General features: G+C 73.4%; 20 protein-coding genes and 1 riboswitch. Of the genes, 4 read left to right on the forward strand and 16 right to left on the reverse strand.

Annotated features, from left to right (window positions below):
• Window positions 1–25: 25 nt before the first annotated feature.
• Complete coding sequence (locus tag ACIP84_RS09585; RefSeq protein ID WP_401796618.1) at window positions 26–1,273, forward strand: cytochrome P450; 1,248 nt, start codon at window positions 26–28, stop codon at window positions 1,271–1,273.
• Between the two features lie 82 nt (window positions 1,274–1,355).
• Here the strand turns inward: ACIP84_RS09585 and ACIP84_RS09590 are convergent, their stop codons facing one another.
• The 5 genes from ACIP84_RS09590 to ACIP84_RS09610 form a co-directional block, all read right to left on the reverse strand.
• Window positions 1,356–1,607 carry a hypothetical protein gene (locus ACIP84_RS09590; protein WP_231075957.1) on the reverse strand — a complete coding sequence of 84 codons (252 nt, stop codon included), beginning with the start codon at window positions 1,605–1,607 and terminating at the stop codon, window positions 1,356–1,358.
• 62 nt (window positions 1,608–1,669) lie between these two features.
• Entirely contained in the window at window positions 1,670–2,146 is a 477-nt protein-coding gene (locus ACIP84_RS09595; protein ID WP_401796621.1) for an NUDIX domain-containing protein, read from the reverse strand.
• Between the two features lie 37 nt (window positions 2,147–2,183).
• Entirely contained in the window at window positions 2,184–3,410 is a 1,227-nt protein-coding gene (locus ACIP84_RS09600; RefSeq protein ID WP_401796624.1) for an FAD-dependent oxidoreductase, read from the reverse strand.
• 40 nt (window positions 3,411–3,450) lie between these two features.
• Window positions 3,451–4,878: an FAD-dependent oxidoreductase gene (locus ACIP84_RS09605; RefSeq protein WP_401796627.1), complete on the reverse strand. Its 1,428-nt coding sequence runs from the start codon at window positions 4,876–4,878 to the stop codon at window positions 3,451–3,453.
• A complete protein-coding gene (locus ACIP84_RS09610; protein ID WP_401796630.1) occupies window positions 4,875–6,452 on the reverse strand; it encodes an FGGY family carbohydrate kinase in 1,578 nt (525 codons plus the stop codon). Before ACIP84_RS09610 ends, ACIP84_RS09605 begins: the two co-directional genes overlap by 4 nt.
• Window positions 6,453–6,754: 302 nt before the next feature.
• Between ACIP84_RS09610 and ACIP84_RS09615 the strand changes: the two genes are divergently transcribed.
• Window positions 6,755–7,729: a hypothetical protein gene (locus ACIP84_RS09615; protein ID WP_355964442.1), complete on the forward strand. Its 975-nt coding sequence runs from the start codon at window positions 6,755–6,757 to the stop codon at window positions 7,727–7,729.
• A 96-nt stretch (window positions 7,730–7,825) separates the two neighbouring features.
• Complete coding sequence (locus tag ACIP84_RS09620) at window positions 7,826–9,361, forward strand: amino acid permease (protein ID WP_355964441.1); 1,536 nt, start codon at window positions 7,826–7,828, stop codon at window positions 9,359–9,361.
• A gap of 59 nt (window positions 9,362–9,420) precedes the next feature.
• Here the strand turns inward: ACIP84_RS09620 and ACIP84_RS09625 are convergent, their stop codons facing one another.
• Entirely contained in the window at window positions 9,421–10,179 is a 759-nt protein-coding gene (locus tag ACIP84_RS09625) for a GntR family transcriptional regulator (RefSeq protein WP_355964440.1), read from the reverse strand.
• A 184-nt stretch (window positions 10,180–10,363) separates the two neighbouring features.
• Here ACIP84_RS09625 and ACIP84_RS09630 point away from each other — a divergent pair, with 184 nt between their 5' ends.
• On the forward strand, window positions 10,364–11,704 hold the full coding sequence (locus tag ACIP84_RS09630; protein WP_401796635.1) for a DUF2252 domain-containing protein: 1,341 nt from the start codon (window positions 10,364–10,366) through the stop codon (window positions 11,702–11,704).
• Between the two features lie 79 nt (window positions 11,705–11,783).
• Here ACIP84_RS09630 and ACIP84_RS09635 read toward each other — a convergent pair whose 3' ends face one another.
• The 10 genes from ACIP84_RS09635 to dhaK form a co-directional block, all read right to left on the reverse strand.
• Window positions 11,784–13,172 (reverse strand): FAD-dependent oxidoreductase, encoded by a 1,389-nt coding sequence (locus ACIP84_RS09635; RefSeq protein WP_401796638.1) that lies wholly within the window; start codon window positions 13,170–13,172, stop codon window positions 11,784–11,786.
• A gap of 253 nt (window positions 13,173–13,425) precedes the next feature.
• Window positions 13,426–13,962 carry a PadR family transcriptional regulator gene (locus tag ACIP84_RS09640; RefSeq protein ID WP_401796640.1) on the reverse strand — a complete coding sequence of 179 codons (537 nt, stop codon included), beginning with the start codon at window positions 13,960–13,962 and terminating at the stop codon, window positions 13,426–13,428.
• A gap of 32 nt (window positions 13,963–13,994) precedes the next feature.
• Window positions 13,995–16,010, reverse strand: coding sequence for an FAD-dependent oxidoreductase (locus ACIP84_RS09645; RefSeq protein ID WP_401796642.1), 2,016 nt, complete (start codon window positions 16,008–16,010; stop codon window positions 13,995–13,997).
• Between the two features lie 130 nt (window positions 16,011–16,140).
• Entirely contained in the window at window positions 16,141–17,001 is an 861-nt protein-coding gene (locus ACIP84_RS09650) for an energy-coupling factor ABC transporter ATP-binding protein (RefSeq protein ID WP_401796645.1), read from the reverse strand.
• A complete protein-coding gene (gene cbiQ, locus ACIP84_RS09655; RefSeq protein WP_401796648.1) occupies window positions 16,998–17,747 on the reverse strand; it encodes a cobalt ECF transporter T component CbiQ in 750 nt (249 codons plus the stop codon). The genes ACIP84_RS09650 and cbiQ overlap by 4 nt, the downstream gene beginning before the upstream one ends.
• A 6-nt stretch (window positions 17,748–17,753) precedes the next feature.
• Window positions 17,754–18,188, reverse strand: a complete 435-nt coding sequence (locus ACIP84_RS09660) for an energy-coupling factor ABC transporter substrate-binding protein (protein WP_401796651.1) — start codon at window positions 18,186–18,188, stop codon at window positions 17,754–17,756.
• The gene (locus ACIP84_RS09665; RefSeq protein WP_355964432.1) at window positions 18,185–18,883 is read right to left on the reverse strand and encodes an energy-coupling factor ABC transporter permease; all 699 of its coding nucleotides are present in this window, start codon (window positions 18,881–18,883) and stop codon (window positions 18,185–18,187) included. The genes ACIP84_RS09660 and ACIP84_RS09665 overlap by 4 nt, the downstream gene beginning before the upstream one ends.
• Window positions 18,884–18,911: 28 nt before the next feature.
• A riboswitch (cobalamin riboswitch) is annotated at window positions 18,912–19,147 on the reverse strand.
• Window positions 19,148–19,292: 145 nt separating this feature from the next.
• Complete coding sequence (locus ACIP84_RS09670; RefSeq protein ID WP_401796655.1) at window positions 19,293–19,790, reverse strand: PTS-dependent dihydroxyacetone kinase phosphotransferase subunit DhaM; 498 nt, start codon at window positions 19,788–19,790, stop codon at window positions 19,293–19,295.
• Window positions 19,787–20,422 carry a dihydroxyacetone kinase subunit DhaL gene (gene dhaL, locus ACIP84_RS09675; protein WP_355964430.1) on the reverse strand — a complete coding sequence of 212 codons (636 nt, stop codon included), beginning with the start codon at window positions 20,420–20,422 and terminating at the stop codon, window positions 19,787–19,789. The genes ACIP84_RS09670 and dhaL overlap by 4 nt, the downstream gene beginning before the upstream one ends.
• Before the next feature lie 26 nt (window positions 20,423–20,448).
• On the reverse strand, window positions 20,449–21,441 hold the full coding sequence (gene dhaK, locus ACIP84_RS09680) for a dihydroxyacetone kinase subunit DhaK (protein ID WP_355964429.1): 993 nt from the start codon (window positions 21,439–21,441) through the stop codon (window positions 20,449–20,451).
• Window positions 21,442–21,819 lie beyond the last annotated feature (378 nt).

Below are 21,819 nucleotides of genomic sequence, written 5' to 3' on the forward strand. Positions count from 1 at the left end.
AGGCCCGCAGACAGGAGCTGCCGAAGTGAACGCACTGCCCGCGCCCACCCCCCGCCCACCCCACCGCCCCGACCCCACCGGCGGCTGCCCCCACGCTTACAACGCCCGTCTCCTCGCCGAAGGCGCCGTCACCCCGGTGGTGCTCCCCGGTGAGATCGACGGCATGGCGGTCCTCGGCCACGACGCCCTGCGGGACTTCCTCTCCCACCCGGACGTCGCCAAGGGCCCCCAGCACTTCACCGCGCTCGCGGAGGGCCGCATACCCGACGGCTGGCCCCTGCGGACCTTCGCCACCGTGCCCGGCATGATCACCGCGGACGGCGACGACCACCGCCGTCTCCGCACCCTGGTGAGCAGCGCCTTCACCACCCGCCGGGTGGCGGAACTCCGCCCGCGCGTCGAGGCGGTCACCGCCGGGCTCCTCGACGGGCTCGCCGAGGCGGCCGTGACCGGTGACGGCGTCGCCGACCTGCGCCGTCACTACGCGCTCCCGCTGCCGCTCGGCGTCATCTGCGAACTGCTCGGCGTCGACGCGGCCCACCAGGACCGACTGCACCATCTCTCCAGCCTCGTCGTCGCGACCGACACCACGCCCGAGCAGGCCGTCGCGGCCAACCGCGAACTCGTCGAACTCCTCGCCTCCATCGCCGCCGCCAAGGCCGCCGCCCCCGGCGACGACCTCACGAGCGCGCTCATCGCGGCCCGCGACGAGGACGGCGACCGGCTCGACCAGGCCGAGTTGATCGGCACCCTGCTCCTGCTGATCGTCGCGGGCCACGAGACCACCCTGAACCTGCTCACCAACGCCGTCCGGGCGCTCTGCGCCCACCGCGACCAGCTCGCCCTGGTCGTCGAGGGCCGCGCGACCTGGGCGGACGTGGTGGAGGAGACGCTCCGCTGGGACAGCCCGGTCAGCTACTTCCCGTTCCGCTATCCGACCCGAGACCTGACGGTCGACGGCACCCTGATCCCCCGGGGCACGCCGGTGCTGGCGGGGTACTCGGCGGCGGGCCGGGACACCAAGGCCCACGGCCCGGACGCCGACCGCTTCGACGTGACCCGTACGGCGACGGTGAAGCACCTGTCGCTCGGCCACGGCCCCCATTACTGCCTGGGCGCCCCGCTCGCCCGGATGGAGGCCACCATCGCCCTGGAAGCGCTCTTCACCCGCTTTCCCGAGCTGGACCTGGCCGTCCCGGAGTCGGAGCTGCCCCGCCACGCCGGCTTCGTCGGCAACAGCGTCAGGACGCTCCCGGTCCGGCCGGGCGGCTGACGGCCACCGAGGCGTGCGGGGGAAGGGGCGGCCCGCCCCCGCCCCCGGCTCCCTCCGGACCTGGAGACCCCTCCTCAGTTCCTCAACCGGTGCGCCCCCAGGCGGTCGCGGGGGAGGTGCGCAGGGACGAGACGAGCCGCAGGAGCCGGGCCTCGTTCCCCACGAGGCCGGCCGCGCGGAGCGCCTCGTCGGCCTCGGCCATCGGATGGGTGAGCATCACCCCCGCGTACGGGGCGAGCTGCGGATCGGTCAGCACGGCCTGGGTGGATTCGAGCAACCGCAGGTACGCCTGGGCGGCCGCGCGCTCGCTGGCGGTGATCGTGGTCGTGGTCATGTCGGGCTCCCTCTCGACAGTTCGGCGCTCACCACCCTCTCGTACGGGTCTGACAATCGCCCTCAGCCCCGCCCGTCGAGCCGCTCCACCAGCCGCTCCAGGAAGACCCGCTGACCCTCCACGAGCAGCGGGGCGGCCGCCTCGGGGCCGAACCAGCCCACCCGGTCGATCTCCGGGAACTCCCCCTGGACGCCGGAGCGCGGCGGCCATTCCATGGTGAAGGTGCCCGGCACGATCGCGGCCGGGTCGAGGGTTCCTTCGACGGCCCAGACGGTGACGAGCTTCCCGTTCCGCTGCCGGTTCTCGCCGAGGTCGAGCCACGCGCCCTCGGGCGCCGGAAGTCCCAGCTCCTCCAGGAACTCGCGGCTCGCCGCCGCCTCCGGGGACTCGTCCGGCTCGTACTCCCCCTTGGGGATGGACCAGGCCGACTGCTCCCGCGACGCCCAGAAGGGCCCGCCCATATGACCGATGAGTACCTCGACGCCACCGTCCTCGGTACGGCGGAAGACGAGCAGACCCGCACTGCGTTTGTCAGACATGCGGGCAAGTCTGGCCGAAGGACCCCCGCGGCACACGTCACTCCTCGGCGCTGACCACCACCGGACCGCCCCCGAGGTCGACCCCGTCCGCCCACCGCGCCGCCGGCAACCGCACCGAACGCCACGGGACGAGCGAGCCCCTCAGCCGCATCCGCCGCAGCGGGACGCCGTCCTGGGTGACGGTCAGGACCGGGCGTTCGAGCCGGTGCTTCGGCCTGACGAGCAGAGGCGTGGCCGTCGGGCCGAGCAGACCGGGCGTCACCCACCGCAGCGGTCCCGTCGATCCGCTCGGCACTCCCACCGGCACCCCGGCCTCCGGCCAGGCGCCTCCTTCGAGCAGGTCGACCACGGCCGCCGCCACCGCGCGCCCCTCCGCTGCCGCCACCACCGCGGGCTCCACGCCGCGCAGGACGTTGCCGACCGCGAAGACCCCGGGGGAGGCGGTGCGGAAGGCGCCGTCCGTCGCGGGGCCCCGCGTGCCGGGCGCGAGCGGCAGCCCGCAGGCGCGGGCGAGTTCGTGGTCCGGGATCCAGTCCCCGGTGAACACCACGGTGTCGCACCGGAGCGTGTGCCGCGCCGCACCGTCGGCCCCGCCCCGGACCGAGACCCCGGTGAGCCGCCCGCGGCCGTGGAGTTCCGACACGACCGCGCCGCCGAGCACCGGAACCGCCCCGAACGCCGCCTTTCTCGCCGGGCGTTCGCAGACGACGGCCACCACCTCGACCCCGGCGGCGCGCAGCGTCCGCACGGCGTCGCGGGCCACGGGATCGCCACCGACGACCACCGCCCGCCGCCCGATGTGCTCCGGCCGCGCCCCGAACCGGAGGACGATCCGCTGGAGCTCGCCGGTGGTCAGGACTCCGGCGGGCCGCGACCCCGGGACGAGCCGTGCGCTGCGGGGGCGTTCGCGGGCCCCGGTGGCGAGGACGACCGCGCGGGCCCGGATGCGTTCGAGCCCGGTCGGCGCGGTGACGTCGAGTGTGAGCGGCCCCGCCCAGCCGGTGGCGGACACGCCCGTACGGACCGTGGCCCCGGCGCGCAGGGCCGCGCGCAGCGAGCGGCGCGCGTAGCCCGGACCGTCCAGGGGGCGGCCCCGGGTGTCCGCGCCGAATCCCGGACGGGCACAGTGCCGGGGGACGCCACCGGCGGCCCGATCCCGCTCCAGGACCTCGACGCTGCCCGCACCCGCCGCGGCGAGGCGGGCGGCCGCGGCAAGACCGGCGGGCCCGGCGCCGACCACCAGCACGTCGACCGTACGGTTCACCGGGCCCCTCCTCGTCCGCGTACGACCGCGTCCGTACGGTTCACCGGGTCCCCTCCCGGTGCTCCGCGTGCTCCTCGAACAACGCCCGTACCTCTGCGCCGCAGTGGTTCCCCTGGCAGCGGCCGCCACGCGCGCGCGTGCGGCGGCGCAGTCCGTCCAGGCCGCCCGGCGGGATCGTCGAGGTGAGCGCGGCCCGGATCTCGCCCCGGGTGACCCGCTCGCAGTGGCAGACGATCGCACCGAAGTCGGAGTCCCGGGCGATGAGACGGGCGTCCCGGTACGGGCGGGGGAAGGCCTCGCCGAGGTTCGGCATCCGCAGCCGGGCGAGCGGCCGCTCGGGCCCGAGGTCGAGACCGCAGTCGGCGAGCAGCCCGCGGACGTGCTCGGCGATGGCCAGGGAGGCGGTGAGCCCGGTGGACCGGATCCCGCCCACCGTCACGTACCGGAGAGCCGGATGCGCGGCGATCCGGTAGTCCTCCTGCCCGGTGGCGGCCCGCAGCCCCGCGTAGACGGCGGTGACCTCCTCGTCGAACAGCGCCGGGAGGATCCGGCCGCCCTGCTCGCGGAGTCCGGCGAGTCCCTCGGCCGTCGTGCCGGTGGCGGTCTTGTCGTCCAGGTCCTCGGCGGTGGGCCCGAGCATGACGTTCCCGTACACCGTCGGCGCGATCAGCACGCCTTTGCCGAGCGGGCCCGGCACGGGGAGCAGGATGTGCCGCACCAGGTCGCGTGCGAACTTGTCGAAGACGAGCAGCTGTCCCCGGCGGGGAGTGACGGTGAAGTCCTCGCGTCCGACCAGCGCGTCGAACGCGTCGGCGTGGAGGCCGCAGGCGTTGACGAGGTGCCGGGTCCGCAGCACCCCGCGCCGGGTGACGAGCCGGTGGTACGGATCGCCCGGACGGACCTTCTCCACCCGGCAGTCGAGGTGCAGGTCGACGCCCGAGCGGACGGCCTGGGTGGCGTACGCGAGGGTGGTCGTCCACGGGCAGATCACCGACTCGCCCGGCACTTCGAGCGCGGCGAGCGCCCCGTGTCCCAAGTGCGGTTCACATGCCAGGAGTTCGGGAGCGGTGAGCAGTCGTGTCGTGTGGTGTCCGTTGCGCCCGGCCTTCTCCGCGAGGCGGGGGAGGACGGCCCGTTGCTGCTCGTCCCAGGCGACGAGCAGGGCGCCGACCGGCTCCACGGGGATGCCGGTCTCCTGGGCGTACGAGGAGAGGAGGCGGTGTCCCTCGCGGACGAGCGTGGCCTCCAGGGTGCCCGGCAGAGCGTCGAAACCGGTGTGGAGGATGGCGGTGTTGGCCTTCGACGTGCCGTCGCCGACGTCGTTCGCGGCCTCCACGAGGGCGACCCGCAGGGGGTGGCGGGCCAGCGTCCGGGCGATCGCGGAACCGACGACCCCCGCGCCGACGACCACGACGTCGTAGGTCGCGTCGGAGCCCGCGGGGAGGGGGCCTGTACGGGTGACACTCATGAGGAGCCGGAGCCCTCGTGTGTCGGCGCACCCGATGCCGATCCCGATCCCGAGCCTGACCCGGAGCCCGATCCCGAGCCTGACCCGGAGCCGGCACCCGAGCCGGAGCCCTCGCCTGTCGCCGCCCCGGAGCCCGGCCCCGCCCGCTCGACCAGCGCCGCCACCTCCGCCCGGAACCGCGCGAGGCGCTCGCCCGCCTCGTCGCCCGAGATCCGGGGTTCGTACACGGCCGAGGGCTTCCATTCCGGTACGGCCTCGCGGAGCGTGAGCCCCGGATCGTGGCCGAGCCGCGCCACCGCGCCCACGCCGAGCGCCGTCGCGTCGGGCAAGGACGCTACCTCGACCGGGAGTTGAAGGAGGTCCGCCTGGGTCTGCATGAGGAGCGCGGACCGGGTGAGGCCGCCGTCGGCGCGCAGCGAGGTCAGCGGCGCGCCCCGGTCGGAGGCGACGGCCGAGGCGAGTTCCACGACCTGCGCGGCGATGCCCTCGCACAGGGCGCGGACCAGGTGGCCGGGTGCGGTGTCCAGGCCGAGCCCGGTGAGCGAGCCGCGCACGTCGCCCCGCCACCAGGGCGCGGCGAGCCCGGCGAGCGCGGGCACGAAGGTGACGCCGCCGGTGTCCGGGACCCCTCCGCCGACCGGGTCGATCTCGGCCGCCCCGCCGATCACGCCGAGGTCGGTGAGCCAGCGCACGGCGGAGGCGACGGTGTACACCTGGCCGTCCAGGCAGTGGGCGACCTGTCCGCCCAGCCGCCAGGCGACACAGCTGACCAGGCCCGAGGACGCGCGCCGGGGTACGGGGCCGGTCTGCGCGAGGAGGAACGCGCCGGTCCCGTACGTGCACTTGGCGGCGGCGGGGTCGTCGGCGCTCTGGGTGAGCAGCGCCGCCTGCTGGTCGACCAGCAGGCCGGTGAGCGGCAGCGCCGGGCCGAAGGCGGTGGTGGTGCCGACGGGCGCGTCGCAGTCCACGACCCGGGGGAGGCGCTCGCCGCCCAGGCCGTACAGGTCGAGGGCGGTCTCCGACCAGGCGACGGTGTCGAGGTCGAGGAGTCCGGTCCGTCCGGCGGTCGCCGCGTCGGTGACGAAGGCACCGGTCAGCCGGTGGACGAGCCAGGCGTCGCTGGTGGTGACGACGCCGGCGCCGGTGGCGTGGCGGCGGATCCAGGCCATCTTGGGGGCGGCGAAGTAGGGGTCGAGGGGGAGGCCGGTCAGGTGCCTCAACTCCTCTGCGTACACGTCGAGTTCGGTGCACACGGAGGCCGCTCGGCGGTCCTGCCAGACCAGGGCGTCGGTGAGCGGCGCGCCGGTGGCGGGGTCCCAGGCGAGGACCGTCTCGCCCTGATTGGCGAGGCCCACGGCGACGACCGGCGTGCCGGCCTCGGCGAGCGCCGCGCGGCCCGCGGTGACCACGGAGTCGTACAGCTCACGGGGGTCGACCTCGACCAGACCGCCCGGCAGGTACCGGGGCCGTACGGGAGCCGTACCGCTGCCGACGACTCCGCGCTCGGGGCAGAGGACGAGGGCCTTGGTGCCCGAGGTGCCCTGGTCGACGGCGAGTACCGGGCCGCCCGTCATCGTGCTGCTCCTGCCCCTGGACGTTCGGTGATCGTCCGATCACCGAAAAGGGTCAGGGTGCCGTCGTGGAGGCCCTCCGTCAAGCGCCGGCGGGTGATCCCGTCAGGTCCGCGACCGAACCTGACAGTAAGTCAAATTCAGTCGTTGGCTTGATAATTACGGTCAGGAAGGAAAGTGGACCGGTCGGATCCAGAGCCCTCTATAGTGATCGCCGATCAACGGCCGGGACGCCCGCCGGGGGACTGACCACCCCCTCCCATCCACCGAGGACCCATGTCATCCACACCACGCACCACCCCCTGATGGCCGGACACGGCTTCAGACCCGTCTACCACCCCGCGGGCCACGACCACGCCCTGCGCAACGCCGTCCAGGACTTACGCACCGGACGCTGGGTGGCGATGGCGCGGCTCCTCGACGAGACGACGGGCTGGGACGGCTGGACCCGGCGCACCCAGGTCCTCGCCGCCGTCGCCGCCGGCACCGACGTCGTCCACATGTGGCGGACCGAACAGCCCGGTAGCCTCGCCGCCACCGTGATGCACAGCCGCGTGACCGTCGAGCGGGCCGTCCGCGCGCACCGCGCCGGCCACGCCCGCACCCGGGAGCTGTGGCAGGAGGCCTGGACCGCGTGCCGGGAGGCCGCCGACCTGGCCCCCGACGACCCGGTGCCCTGGGTCGGCCTGATCGCCCTCGCCGCCCTCGACGGCCGCCAGCGCATGGAGGAGCACCGGCTGTCCCCGCCGGCCCCCATGCTGCCGCCCGGCCCCTGGGGCCTGCTCGCGGAGGCGGAGAAGCGCGACCCGCACAACCGCGAGGCGCACCACCGCATGCTCCAGTTCGTGTACGCCCGACGCCCCGGACCCCTCTCCGAGGCCGTCAACTACGCGCACTGGGCAGCCTCCTCGGCGCCCGTCGGCTCCGCCCTGCACGTCCTCCCGCTGTACGTCCGGGTCGAACGCTACCGGCGCGAGCGCGGCCACGAACGCGCCCTCGACCTGCACTGGGTCGCCGAGGACGCCGTGCGCGAAGCCCAGCGGGCCCTCGACACCTGGTTCCTCTTCTGCGCCACCGACGAGGCCTCCCTGCTCGACGTCAACCACCTGGCGCACGCCCTCTTCGGAGCCCTCCGCTTCACCGACGCGGCCCGGGTCTTCGAATCGCTCGGCCCGTACTACACGACCCTGCCGTGGGCGTACCGGACTCCTCATCCGGACGACCGCGTACTCGCCGAAGAGGTCTTCCTGCGGGCGCGCGCCCGCTGTCTCGGCGACTGAGGTCCGTTCCCACGTCCCGTTCCCCCCCCGCACACACCGCCACACACCTCGCCCCCACCTCCCCCCCCGCTCACCCCCCCGTCCCCGGAGGAACGCATGTCCCGCACCGCCCCCGACCCCACCGACGCGCTGCGCAAGCCACCCCCGGCGCAGGACGAGGAGGCGCGGCTGAGAGAACTCGGCTACCAGCCCGTCCTCGCCCGCCGCATGGGCGGCTTCGGCAACTTCGCGATCAGCTTCTCGGTCATCTCCGTCCTCTCCGGGTGCATGACCCTGTACGGCTTCGGCATGGGCACCGGCGGCCCCGCCGTCATGCTCTGGGGCTGGGTCGGTGTCGGTCTCTTCGTGCTGTGCGTGGGCCTCGCCCTGGCCGAGGTCACCAGCGCCTACCCGACCTCCGGCGCCCTCTACTACATGGCCGACCGGCTCGGCGGACGCCGGTGGGGCTGGTACACCGGCTGGCTGAACCTGCTCGGTCTCCTCGGCGCCATCGCGGGCATCGACTACGGCGCCGCTCTCTTCACCGGCGCCTTCCTCAACCTCCAGTTCGGCTTCGAACCCACCGCGGGCTCCACCTTCCTGATCTTCCTCGCGATCCTGCTGCTCCACGCCGTCCTGAACCTCTTCGGCGTCCGCCTGGTCAGCGTGCTCAACTCGATCAGCGTCTGGTGGCACCTCGCGGGCGTGGCGATCATCGTCGGCGCCCTCGCGTTCATCCCCGACCGGCACCAGTCCGTCGACTTCGTCTTCACCGAGTTCGTCAACGACACCGGATGGGCCAACCCGTTCTACGTCGCCGCGATAGGCCTCCTCCTCGCCCAGTACACGTTCTCCGGCTACGACGCCTCGGCCCACCTCTCCGAGGAGACCTCCAACGCCTCCGTCGCCGCCTCCAGGGGCATCGTGCGGGCCATCTGGGTCTCCTGGCTCGCCGGATTCGCCCTGCTCGCCGGGCTCAGCTTCGCCATCCAGGACTACACCGCCACGCAGAACAGCGCCACGGGCGTCCCGCCCGCCCAGATCTTCCTGGACGCGCTCGGCACCGGCGGCGCCACCGCCCTGCTCCTCGTCGTCATCGTCGCCCAGCTCTTCTGCGGCAACGCCGAGGTGGCCGCCGCCAGCCGCATGGTCTTCGCCTTCAGCCGTGACAACGCCCTGCCCGGCTCGGCGATCTGGCGCAAGGTCAGCGGCCGCACCCAGACCCCGGTGCCGGCCGTCTGGCTCGCCGTGGCCGTGGCCGCGGTGCTCGCCCTCCCCTCGCTGTACTCCGCCACCGCCTACGGTGCCGTCACCGCGATCAACGTCATCGGCATCACGCCCGCCTACGCGATCCCGATCTATCTGCGCCTGCGCGCCGGGAAGCGGTTCACACCCGGCCCGTGGAGCCTGGGTCGCTGGAGCAGGCCGATCGGCTGGACGGCCGTCGTCTGGGTGGCGTTCGTGACCGTGCTGTTCTGCCTGCCGCAGAAGTCCCCGGTGACGGTCGACACCATGAACTACGCCGTGATCGCGCTGGCCGTCGTGCTCGTGCTGGCCAGCGTCTGGTGGTACGTCGCCCGGCGCTCGTACGGCACGCCGACGGCGTACGGCAACGCCCGCGAGGAGGCGGAGATCTCGGAAGGGATCATCTGACGGAGAGGCCGGACAGAGCCGGTTCCTGTCCCTGTGACCGGACAGGAACCGGCCCGCCCTCAGGCGCTGAACTCGTACGTCCAGGCCGCCGACTGGGCCGAGAAGTCGATGTCCGTGATCTCCAGCGCGTGCCCGTGCTGGTCGCTCACCACCCGGTGGACGATCAGCCGGGCCGCGCCGCCGGCCGTCGTCGTGGCCGGGCCGGGCACACCGACCGACTCCCGGTGGGTGACCCGCAGTCCCGCCTGGTGCATCCAGTGGTAGAGCAGCCGCAGATCGGGCTGTTGGCGCCAGTCCCGGCCCCGCCGGTAGCGCGCGAGCTGCGGGATCTCGGTGAGCGCGGGCCGCGAGAACCACGACACCGCCCGCTGGAGAGCCGTTCCCTGCGGCCCGAGCACCACGTGCCGGTGGACGAGCGTCGGCTCGCCCGGGGTGAGCAGGAGGCGCGCCGTCAGCGGCGTGGGCGGGGGCTCCCAGGTGAGCGAGGCCCGTACCAGTGCCTCGGCCGCCCGAGGGCCGCCCGGGAAGGACGGCCGGCGGGCCGTCAGGGCCGTGGCGACGGGCTCGCTCCCGGCCTCGGCTCCGGAGGCGGCGAAGGTGCCGCGCCGGTCGGTCACCACGAGCCGTTCGTCCCGGAGGAGTTGGAGCGCACTGCGTACCGTCTGACGGTTGACGTGGTAGCGCTGGGACAGGGATCGTTCCGAAGGGAGCCTGCTGCCGGGGGAGATGCGGCGGTGGACGAGGTCCTCGCGCAGCGCGGCGGCGACCCGGAGATAGAGCGGCGCGTCTGCCGCCGCCTCGGATTCGGGCTCGGCCATGATCAAACCCTCTCTTCGCTCAGCGTGACCGCATGGGTCGTGCGGGTCACCAATTCCTATCATTGGTCTAAACCATTTTGCCAGGGCTGCCTTCCAGAGTGGCCGAAACGAGCGAGTCATCTTGTAATGAGGTAGCAGGTGACGGGGACGAGACCGTGACCGCGGACGAGGCGGGTGAGGCCGGATGACGACACCGTCAGAGCGTGCCGAGCAGGGCCGGGCGGCCCGCAAGCGCGTCCCCCGCTCCTCCCACGGCCGCTGGATACCCAGCTCCCAGCGCCCCGACCCCATCGGCGTGCTCGAACGCCAGGCCCAGGACCGGCTGCCCGACCTCGTGCCCCTCCGGTACGGCCGGATGGCGGCCTCCCCCTTCGCCTTCCTCCGCGGCGCCGCCGCCGTCATGGCCGCCGATCTCGCCGCCCAGCGCCACACCGGACTCACCGTGCAGCTCTGCGGCGACGCCCACCTCCTCAACTTCGGGGTGTACGCCTCACCCGAACGGACGCTCCTCTTCGACGTGAACGACTTCGACGAGACGCTCCCAGGACCCTTCGAATGGGACGTGAAGAGGCTCGCCGCCAGCATCACCGTCGCCGCCCTCCAGAACGGCAGCAGCAGGGCCAAGGCCCGCCGCGCTGCCCTCGTCGCCGTGGAGTCGTACCGGACCACCATGCGACGGCTCGCCGACCTCGGGGAACTCACCGTCTGGTACGAGCGGATCGCCGCCGACGACCTCGTCCCCCTGGTGCGCCGCGACGAACGAGCCCGATTCGAGAACCGGCTCGCCCGCGCCCGCCGGCGCACCAGCCTCCACGCGCTCGCCAAGCTCACCGAGACCGACGCGACCGGGAAGCGGCACTTCGTCGACGACCCGCCGCTCCTCGAACGGACCACGGACATCGACCGGGTCACCCTCGGCAAGATCTACCACGACTACCGCAGCTCGCTCTCCGAGGAGCGACGAGTGCTCCTCGACCGCTACCGCTTCCTCGAAGCCGCCCGCAAGGTCGTCGGGGTCGGCAGCGTCGGCACCCGCTGCTTCGTCCTCCTCCTCGAAGGCCGGGACGACGGCGACCCGCTCATCCTCCAGATCAAGGAGGCCGTCAGCTCGGTCCTCGAGCCGTACCTGGAGCCGAGCGCGTACCCACACCAGGGGCGCCGCGTCGTCTACGGACAGCGCCTCACCCAGGCCGCCAGCGACATCTTCCTCGGCTGGATGACCGGACCCGAGAAGCGCCACTTCTACTGGCGCCAGCTGCGCGACATGAAGGGCTCCGCCGAGGTGGAGACCATGTCCGCGACCATGCTGCGGGACTACGCGAGGCTCTGCGGCCGCGCCCTGGCCCGCGCCCACGCCCGCTCCGGCGACCGCATCGCGATCGCGGCGTACCTGGGCGGCTCGGACATCTTCGACCGCGCCGTCGCCGACTTCGCCCACGCCTACGCGGGCCAGAACGCCGACGACTACGCGGCACTCGGCGGCGCCATCGCCGCCGGGGTGGTGGTGGCGGCGCCCGGGGCCTGAGGAGGGCGTGCCGAAGCGACCCCGCCACCCGGTGGCCGGGCCGGGCGCACGGCCGCGGCCCGGCCCCGGGAGCCGCTCCCTACGCGTCGCGGCGCAGCGGCGGTCCCGACGGCGTCTCGCCGACCGGTCCGAAGAGCACCGCCCGCGCCACCGAGGGAGCGAACAGGCTCGTCAGCGGGGCGGTGAGGGTGATCGTCGCACGGAACGACGCGCCCACGGCCGGATCGCCCGCGGCCCGCTCCACCACCCGGCCCAGATACCAGCCGACGACCCGGTCCAGCGGGCCCGGCCGGGCCGCGTCACCGGTCGCACCCGGCATCTTCTTGTCGGCGCCCGCCGAGATGTCCCAGGCCTGCCGGGAGGCGTCGAGCAGCGCGCGCTGCACGGCACCCGTGGTCGGAGTGCGCTTCGTGTCGGCCAGGGCCTGGCGCAGCGCGACCGCGCTGAGCGCGGCGACGGCCATGCCCTGCCCGTAGATGGGATTGAACGCGCAGAGCGCGTCGCCGATCGCGAGGAAACCGGCCGGGCGCCGGCCCGGACGGTCGTACCGGCGCCGGATGTTGGCGGTCTTCCGGAAGCCGTACACCGGAGAGACCGGTTCGGCCCGCGCCAGCCAGTCGCTGATCACCGGATGCGGAAGCCGCTTCGCGTACTCCTCGAACGAGCCCTCCTCGGTGGGCGGTTCGTCGCCGCGCAACCCCGAGAGGGTCACCAGGTGGTGCCCGTCGCCCAGGGGCAGCACCACGCCTCCGTACACCTGGGCGGGGTTGGGCACGATGTAGTAGCCCGTCGCGTCGGTGTCGTCATCGGCCGGGGCCCGGTACACCCGGGTGCCGTACGCGAGACCCGTGTCCAGGGTCTCCTCGTGCGGGGCCTCCGCGCCGATCCCCGCCAGCCAGTCGGCGGCCTTCGTGGAGCGCCCGGAGGCGTCCACGACCAGATCGGCGGCCAGGGTGCGCGTCTCCTTGTCGGCCCCGGCTCCCCGCTCACGCAGCCGTACGCCCCTGACCCGCGAGGAGTCGCCCGTCAGGCCCACGGTCTCGGTTCCCTCGACGAGCTCGATGCGCGGATCGGCGAGCACCCGCTGCCGCACCAGCCACTCCAGCTGGGGGCGCGGCCCCGTGAAGTGGCGGGTGGTGGCGGGGGTGCGGCGGAACCAGTTGCCGTTCTGCCACTGGACCATGTCCGCGGGAGCGCCCACCGTGGGGGCCCCGAGCGCGGTCAACTCGTCCGTGAAGCCCGGGAGCAGTTCGTCGAGCGCCCGCTGCCCGCCCTCGATCAGCACATGCAGGTGCCTGCCCTGCGGGACGCCCGCCCGCGCCTCCGGGCCCTCGGGCAGACGGTCGCGCTCGACGATCGTCACCCGCTCCGCGTGCTCGGCCAGCACCCGGGCGGCCAGCAGCCCGGCGAGACTTCCCCCGATGACCACCGCGTGACGTGTCGCGCGGTGCTCCAAGTCGTCGGCCATACCCGCCCTTTCGTGTCGTCGGAACTCCAACGACCCAGTATCCACGGGGGTACGTGTCCATGGGCGGCACCGCCACCCGGTTTCGGCCGCCCGGGAGCCCGGCGAGGGTGAGGTACGTGACACACCGCGCGCGATCCGCCGCACCGTGGCCCTGTACGACTGGCCCCGCTTCCGGCAGGACTGCAGTGCTCCGGTCTCTGGTTCGCCTGAACGCGGCGGCCCGGGCGGGTCCGGAGAGGACCCGGTCGGGCCGTCACTCCGTCCCGAGCTCCGCCAGCGCCCCCGTCAGCCACTCCACCCAGAAGCGCTCCATCTCGATCCCGCCCCGCAGGACGAGATGGCGCAGCCGGTCGGGTTCCGACCGGCGGCGTTCGCTCGGGAAGTCGCGGGTCTCGATCGCGAGGTACTCATCCAACTGCTCCTGGTGCAGCGCCAGATGACGGGTCAGTTCGGCGCGCAGACCCGACGCGCCGACCACCGCGGCCGCCCGCATCCGGAGCAGCAGGGCGGCCCGCATCGGCTTCGGGTCCTCGGACCTCGCCACCCAGGTGCCGAGCTCCTCGCGGCCCGCGGGCAGCACCTCGTACTCCTTGCGCTGCCCCCGTACCGGCACCGGGGCGGGCAGGGCACGGATGTGCCCCGCCTGCTCCAGCCTGCCCAGCTCGCGGTAGATCTGCTGGTGCGTGGCCGACCAGAAGTAGCCGATCGACTTGTCGAAGCGGCGCGTCAGTTCGAGACCGGAGGACGGCTTCTCGAGCAGCGCGGTGAGGATCGCGTGCGGGAGGGACATGAACGCATCCTAGGAGTGGCCGGCCACGGTGATCACAGGCTGGCCGCGAGGCGGGTGCCCTGGTCGATGGCCCGCTTGGCGTCCAGCTCGGCGGCCACGTCGGCGCCGCCGATCAGGTGCGCCACGCGGCCGGCCGCGACCAGCTCCTCGTACAGGTCCCGGCGCGGCTCCTGGCCCGCGCAGAGCACGACGGTGTCGACGGGCAGGAGCTGCCGCTCGCCGCCGATGGTGACGTGCAGGCCCTCGTCGTCGATCCGGTCGTACGAGACACCCGCGACCATCGCGACGCCGCGGTGCTTGAGCTCGGTGCGGTGGATCCACCCCGTGGTCTTGCCGAGGCCGGCGCCGACCTTGGTCTCCTTGCGCTGGAGCAGGTGCACCTGGCGGGGCGGCGCGCCGCGCTCGGGGGCGCGCAGCCCGCCGCGGTTCTCGTACGAGGTGTCCACACCCCACTGGCGGAAGTACGTCTCGGGGTCCTGGCTCGCGCCCTCCCCGCCGTCCGTCAGGTACTCCGCGACGTCGAAGCCGATGCCGCCCGCGCCGATGATGGCGACCCGCTCGCCGACGGGCGCGCCGTCCCGCAGCACGTCCAGGTAGCTGAGGACGCTCGGGTGGTCCACGCCCGCGATGCCGGGGGTGCGGGGGGAGACGCCGGTGGCGACGACGACCTCGTCGAAGTCGCCCAGGTCGGACGAGGAGACCGGGGTGTTCAGACGGACGTCGACCCCGCGCTCGGCCAGCTGCACGCGGAAGTAGCGCAGCGTCTCGTCGAACTCCTCCTTGCCGGGGACCTTCTTGGCGATGTTCAGCTGACCGCCGATCTCGGCGGCCGCGTCGAACAGGGTCACGGCGTGACCGCGCTCGGCCGCCGACACCGCGCAGGACAGGCCCGCTGGGCCCGCGCCGACGACGGCGATCCGCTTGGCACGGCGGGTGGGGGAGAGGACCAGCTCGGTCTCGTGGCACGCGCGGGGGTTGACCAGGCAGGACGTGATCTTCAGGTTGAAGGTGTGGTCGAGGCAGGCCTGGTTGCAGCCGATGCAGGTGTTGATGGTGTCGGCGCGGTCGGCCGTGGCCTTGGCGACGAACTCCGGGTCGGCGAGGAAGGGGCGGGCCAGCGAGACGAGGTCGGCGCGGCCGTCGGCGAGGATCTCCTCGGCGACCTCGGGGGTGTTGATGCGGTTGCTGGTGACGAGCGGCACGGAGACCGCGCCCATCAGCCTCTTCGTCACCCAGGTGTAGGCGCCGCGCGGCACGGAGGTGGCGATGGTGGGGATGCGCGCCTCGTGCCAGCCGATGCCGGTGTTGATGATGGTGGCGCCGGCGGCCTCGATCTCCTTGGCGAGCTGGACGACCTCTTCCAGGGTGGAGCCGCCGGGCACGAGGTCCAGCATGGAGAGGCGGTAGACGAGGATGAAGTCCTCGCCGACGCGCTCGCGGATCCGGCGGACGATCTCCAGCGGGAAGCGGACGCGGTTCTCGTAGGAGCCGCCCCAGCGGTCGGTGCGCTGGTTGGTCGCGGCGGCGATGAACTCGTTGATGAGGTAGCCCTCGGAGCCCATCACCTCGACGCCGTCGTAGCCGGCCTCCTTGGCGAGCTCGGCGCAGCGGGCGTAGTCCTCGACGGTCTGCTCGACCTCGGCGTCCGTCAGCTCGTTCGGTACGAAGGGGCTGATGGGGGCCTTGAGGGCGCTGGGCGCGACGAGCGCGGGGTGGTACGCGTACCGGCCGAAGTGCAGGATCTGCATGGCGATCCGGCCGCCCTCGGCGTGCACGGCGTCGGTGATCAGCCGGTGCTCGGCGACCTCGTCGGCGGTGGTGAGCTTTGCGCCGCCGTCCCAGGGACGGCCGGCGTCGTTGGGCGCGATGCCACCGGTGACGATGAGGCCCACGCCACCGCGGGCCCGCTCGGCGTAGAAGGCGGCCATGCGCTCGAAGCCGTGCTCGGTCTCCTCGAGGCCGACGTGCATCGATCCCATGATCACCCGGTTGGGCAGGGTGGTGAACCCGAGGTCGAGCGGGCTCAGCAGGTGCGGGTACGGGGTCATGCGGGCGCCTCCTCGCGCAGGATCGTCGCCCTCAGTTCTAGGGGACCCCCTCCCTTTGTGCAACTAGTTGCAGAAGATTCGGGACGTGATGTCTACTACTCGGTAGCTTCCGGTGGCCGCCCGCTCCGAGCTACTCGGTACCGAACGGAGCCGCCGCCGCACCGAGCCACGCGTCCAGCTCCTCCGGCGTCCGCGGCTCGGTCGCCCCCTCCGCCAGCAGGCCGTGGGTACGGAGCAGCCGGGCCACCGCCGTACCCCAGGGGCGGCGCAGCCGGGCCTCGTCGAGCAGCGCGTCGTCCGCGAGGAGCTCCGCGACCGGCCCGGTCCGCAGCCCCGACGGGGCGAGCACCGCCGCCTCGTCCGCCCAGCGCAACGCCAGATCAACGTCGTGCGTGGCCATCAGCACCGTCGTACCGGCCTCCCGCAGCCGCTGGAGCGCGTCGAGCAGCCGCTCCTGCCCGTGCGGATCGAGACCGGCCGTCGGCTCGTCCATGATCAGGACCCGGGGGCGCATCGCCACCGCGCCCGCGATCGCCGCCCGCTTGCGCTGCCCGTACGAGAGCAGATGCGTCGGCCGGTCGGCGAGCGCCGTGATGTCCAGCGCCTCCAGGGCCTCGCGGACCCGTCGCCGGACCTCCTCCTCGGGCAGTCCCAGGTTCATCGGACCGAACGACACGTCCTGCTCCACCGACGCGGCGAACAGCTGGTCGTCGGGATCCTGCACCACCAGCTGCACGGTCGTCCGCAGCCGGGTCAGTCCCTTCCGGTCGTACGCCACCTCCGTACCGTCCAGGCGGAGCGAGCCGCTCACGCACCGCAGCCCGCCGCTGAGCAGGCGCAGCAGCGTCGTCTTGCCGCTGCCGTTGCGCCCGAGCAGCGCGACCGCCCGCCCCTCCGCGACGGCGAAGTCCACGCCGGACAGGACCGGGGGCCCGTCCTCGTAGGCGAAGCCGGCGTGCACCAGTTCCACGACAGGGGTCGGAGACGTCACGGAAGGAGCCTTTCCAGTACGAGGGTGAGGGCGACGAGTCCGGCGAGCAGCGCGCCCGTCGCCGCGAGGAACGGGCGGGACAGCGCACACGCGGGCACCAGGACCCGCAGCGTCCCGTCGTACCCGCGCCCGGCGAGCCCCGACTGCAGGCGCTGCGCCCGGTCGAAGGCCCGGACGAAGGTGGTCGCACCGAGGCCCGCGAGGGAACGCCAGGTCGCGGCCCGCGTGGTGTGCCCGAGCCGGGCCGCCTGCGCCTGCCGGATCTTGGACATCGCGTCGAGCAGCAGGAAGATGATCCGGTACATCACCAGCGCCACGTCCACCACCGGCGCCGGCACCCCGGCCCCTACCAGCCGGGGCAGGACGTCGGACACCGGCGTCGTGAACGCGAAGAGCAGCACCCCGAGCGAGGCTGAGGCGGTCCGCAGCAGCAACTCGCCCGCGTGCGTCGGACCGTCCGGCGCGAGGGCCACGAGCCCCCGGGCGCTGCCCACCTCGAAGAGCAGCGGAATCGCGCCCGTGACACAGAACCCGAGCGGGATCCGGAACGCGCGCCACAGCGCCCGGCCCGGCACACCGGCCGGACCGAGCAGCACCGTGAGCGTGGCCGCCGCGACGAGCACCGCGCCCGGCCACGGCGGCAGACCGACCGCGCACAGGGTGAGACCGAAGCCGAGAAGCGCCTTCTCGGCGGGATGGCGGCGGCGCCAGCGACTGCTGTGCGCCGCCGCGTCGATCGGCAGCATCGGCGGCTACGCGCCCGGCCCGCCGACGGACCCGCCACCGGAGCCGCCCGCGTGGTCCGCGGTCGCGCTCGCGGTCGGGACCGCAGTCGAGGCATCGGCATCGGCATCGGCGTCGGTATCGGCCGGCCCGGCCGTCTCCGCCCGCGCCGCCCCCTGTCGGCGGCCACGCCGCAGGCCGAAGTAGTACGCCAGGACACCGGCGCCGAGGGCCGCCTGCAGGGCGAACAGCGCCGACTCGATCTCACCGGAGGGCGGCTCGTAGAGCGGGCTGAACCACGGCTCGTAGTCGGGCTGGAGTTCCGAGATCGCCGTCTCGGCCTCCGCGTCGGCCCCCGCGAAGGGTTCCTCCTTGTGGTCCCCGAGCCCCAGCGCGAGCGGCAGGACCGCGAGCGCCGCGACGACGAGCAGCAGCAGGGCGTTGATCTTCGTGTTCCGGCTCATCGCGCGGTCGCCTCCTCGCGGCGCTCCGACGTGCGTCCGGCGAGGACACCGAGCCGGACCAGGTCGCCCTTGCTGGACTGGGTGAGCAGGCGCATCACGAGCACGGTCAGCAGGCCCTCGCTGACCGCGAGCGGAATCTGCGTGACGGCGAAGATCCCGCCGAACTTGGCGAGTGCGCCGGGGATGCCGCTGCCCGGGTCGGGGAAGGCGAGCGCCAGCTGGACGCTGGTCACGCAGTACGTGGACAGGTCGGCGACGAACGCGCCGAAGAAGACGGCGACCATCAGCGGCGCGCCGAACCGGCGCAGCAGAACGAAGGCCCCGTACCCGGCCCAGGGTCCGACGATCGCCATCGAGAAGACGTTCGCGCCGAGCGTGGTCAGGCCGCCGTGGGCGAGCAGCAGGGCCTGGAAGAGCAGGGTGATCGTCCCCAGGACCGCCATGATCGGCGGCCGGAACAGGATGGCGCCCAGACCTGTACCGGTCGGGTGCGAGCAGCTACCGGTCACCGAGGGCAACTTGAGTGCCGACAGGACGAACGTGAAGGCGCCGGCGGCGCCGAGCAACAGGGTGGACTCAGGATTCGACCGCACCTCGCGGGTCAGCGCGCGGACCCCGTGGACGACGAACGGCGCGGACGCGACGCCCCAGGCGGCCGCGTGCACAGGGGGCAGATACCCCTCGGCTATATGCATGGTTGGGAGACCCTCTCCAGCACCTCGTGGATGGACAACGCACCCTGGCCGGTCTCCTGGCTGACGGTCATTCCGCCCGACTCCGCCTTCCCACACCACGACGGTCTCCCGACGTGGTCCAGTGGCTTCCCCGAGGGCGTTTCCCGCGGGGGTGGAGCCGGACCTCCCGATCACAGTGGCGAGGGCCGCACCGGTACTGCACCGGTTTCCCGTACACCAAGGCCCTGCGACATTAGTGCGTTGACCAGGTACATCACAATGTGGGCGCTTGCCGGGTCCCGTGGGCGGGGCCGTGGATCCCCCGGATTCCCGCCGCCTGGCTGTTCCTGCCGTGGCGCACGAGGGCCGCGAGGGCACCGGGCGCCACGACGACCGCCGCCGTGAGCGCCGCGAGGAGCGTCCCGCGCCCTCACTCCTTGCGGTAGGCGTACGCCTCCGACGCGGCCGCCGCCACGGCGTCGAGGTCCCCGCCGGCGCTCGCCGTGACCAGGGCGGCGACCGTGCCCTCGACGAACGGCGCGTCGACGAGCCGGGCACCCTCGGGCAGTTCGTCGCCCTCGGCGAGGAGGGCCTTCACGGTGAGCACCGCGCTTCCCAGATCGACGAGGACCGCCACACCGGCGCCCCGGTCGACGGCCTTCGCCGCTTCCAAGATCAGCTCGGAACTCGTTCCGAGACCACCGTCGGGAGTCCCGCCGGCCGGACGGATCGGGGCGAGGTCACCGCCGCCCGCGAGCCCCCGGGCCAGCTCGGCCACGGCGGTCGCGACGGCGGCGCTGTGCGAGACGAGCACGATGCCGACGGCACCCGAACCGGCACCGGCACCGCCACCCGATCCGGCGCCGGAACCGGAACCGGCGGTGCCGGGTTCGACCGCATCCGGGCCGGTCCCGTTCCCCCTGCTCATGACGTCTCCTCGGCGTCCGCGGTCTCCGTACGGGCGATCTCGTCGAGCGCGGCGAACAGCAGCGCCGAGGACGTGGCCCCGGGATCCTGGTGCCCCACCGACCGCTCGCCCAGATAGCTGGCCCTGCCCTTGCGCGCCCGCAGGGGTACGGTCGCGAGCGCGCCCTCCTCGGCCGCCGCGCGAGCCGCGCCGAACGAGTCCCGCAGCCCCTCCACGGCCGGCACGAGCGCGTCGAGCATCGTCTTGTCGCCCACCTGCGCGCCGCCCAGCTGGGACACGGCGGCCACGCCGGAGCCGAGCGCCTCCGCCAACTGCTCGCGGGTGACACGCTCGTCGTCGCCGAGCGTCTTGCCGGTACGGCGGAGCAGCGTGCCGTACAGCGGCCCCGAAGCGCCGCCCACGGTGGAGATCAGATGCCGCCCGGCGGCGGTGAGCACCGCGCCGGGCGTTGCCGGCGGGTCCTTGGCCAGGGTCTCGGTCACGGCGGCGAAGCCGCGCCTGAGATTGGCGCCGTGGTCGGCGTCGCCGATGGCCGAGTCGAGTTCGGTGAGCCGGTCCGCCTCCCGGTCGACGGCCTCGGCCACGGCGGCCAGCCAGCGCACGAGGAAGTCGGCGTCGAAGGTCTGCGTCATGTCGGTCTCCTCTTCCCTCGCTCGTCTCACCGGCCCCAGCGCAGCGCGGGCGTCTCCACGGGCGCGTCCCAGAGGCGCAGGAGCTCCTCGTCAACCTCGCACAGGGTCACGGAACAGCCGGCCATGTCGAGCGAGGTCACGTAGTTCCCGACGAGGGTCCTGGCCACCGGCACACTCCGCTCGCCCAGGACGCGCTGCACCTCGGCGTTGAACCCGTACAGCTCGAGGAGCGGGGTGGCGCCCATCCCGTTCACCAGGGCGATGACGGGACCGGACGGGCGGAGGTCCTCCACGACGGCGTCGACGGCGAAGTCCGCGATCTCGCGGGAGGTCATCATCGGACGCCGCTCGCGTCCCGGTTCGCCGTGGATGCCGATGCCCAACTCCAGTTCCCCCTCGGGGAGGTCGAAGGTGGGGCTGCCCTTGGCGGGCGTCGTGCACGCGCTCAGGGCGACGCCGAAGGAACGGCAGCGCTCGTTGACCCGGCGGGCGATCGCCTCCACCCGCTCCAGGGGTGCGCCCTCCTCGGCGGCGGCGCCCGCGATCTTCTCGACGAAGAGCGTGCCGCCGGTCCCGCGCCGGCCGGCCGTGTAGAGGCTGTCCGTGACGGCGACGTCGTCGTCGACCAGGACCTTGGCGACCTGGATGCCCTCGTCCTCGGCGAGCTCCGCGGCCATCTCGAAGTTCAGCACGTCACCGGTGTAGTTCTTGACGACGAACAACACCCCGGCGCCACTGTCGACGGCGGCCGCGGCCCGCACCATCTGATCGGGGACCGGTGAGGTGAACACCTCCCCGGGACAGGCCGCCGCCAGCATCCCGGGCCCCACGAAGCCCCCGTGCAACGGTTCGTGCCCGGAGCCGCCGCCGGACACCAGCGCGACCTTCCCGGCCACGGGCGCGTCCCGCCGCACCACGACCCGCCGCTCCACGTCGACGGTGAGCTCGGGATGAGCGGCGGCCATCCCGCGCAGCGCGTCTGCGACGACGGTCTCGGGGACGTTGATCAGCATCCTCATGGGTGTCTCCTTAGGACTCCAGCGGAAGGGTTGTGGCCTGTGTGTTCGCAGATCAGATGATGTTCCCGAGAGTGATGACCTTGGCGCTGCGTGGCGACCGGAAGTCCCTCCTGCCGGTTCGGATGCCGCCCTGATGCCGGCTTGCGTGATGGTGCGTCGGTTCTGTGCTCTGCCCGGATAAGCGGCGATCGAGACTCCCGGATCGGACGATATCGACATTGCCGCCGCACAGGCCATGTGGGCGAGACCGATTCCTGCGAGTGTCCTCCTGTCACGCCAGAGGGCGCCGGCGGGGGGTGGCGACCAGCAGGCGGTAGCCGTAGTCGACGGAGTCCCGGGTCAGCAGCTCCGCACGGCGTCGGTGCCACGCCCGTACCT

It is taken from the genome of Streptomyces sp. NPDC088707, from assembly GCF_044752725.1.
Lineage (GTDB): Bacteria > Actinomycetota > Actinomycetes > Streptomycetales > Streptomycetaceae > Streptomyces.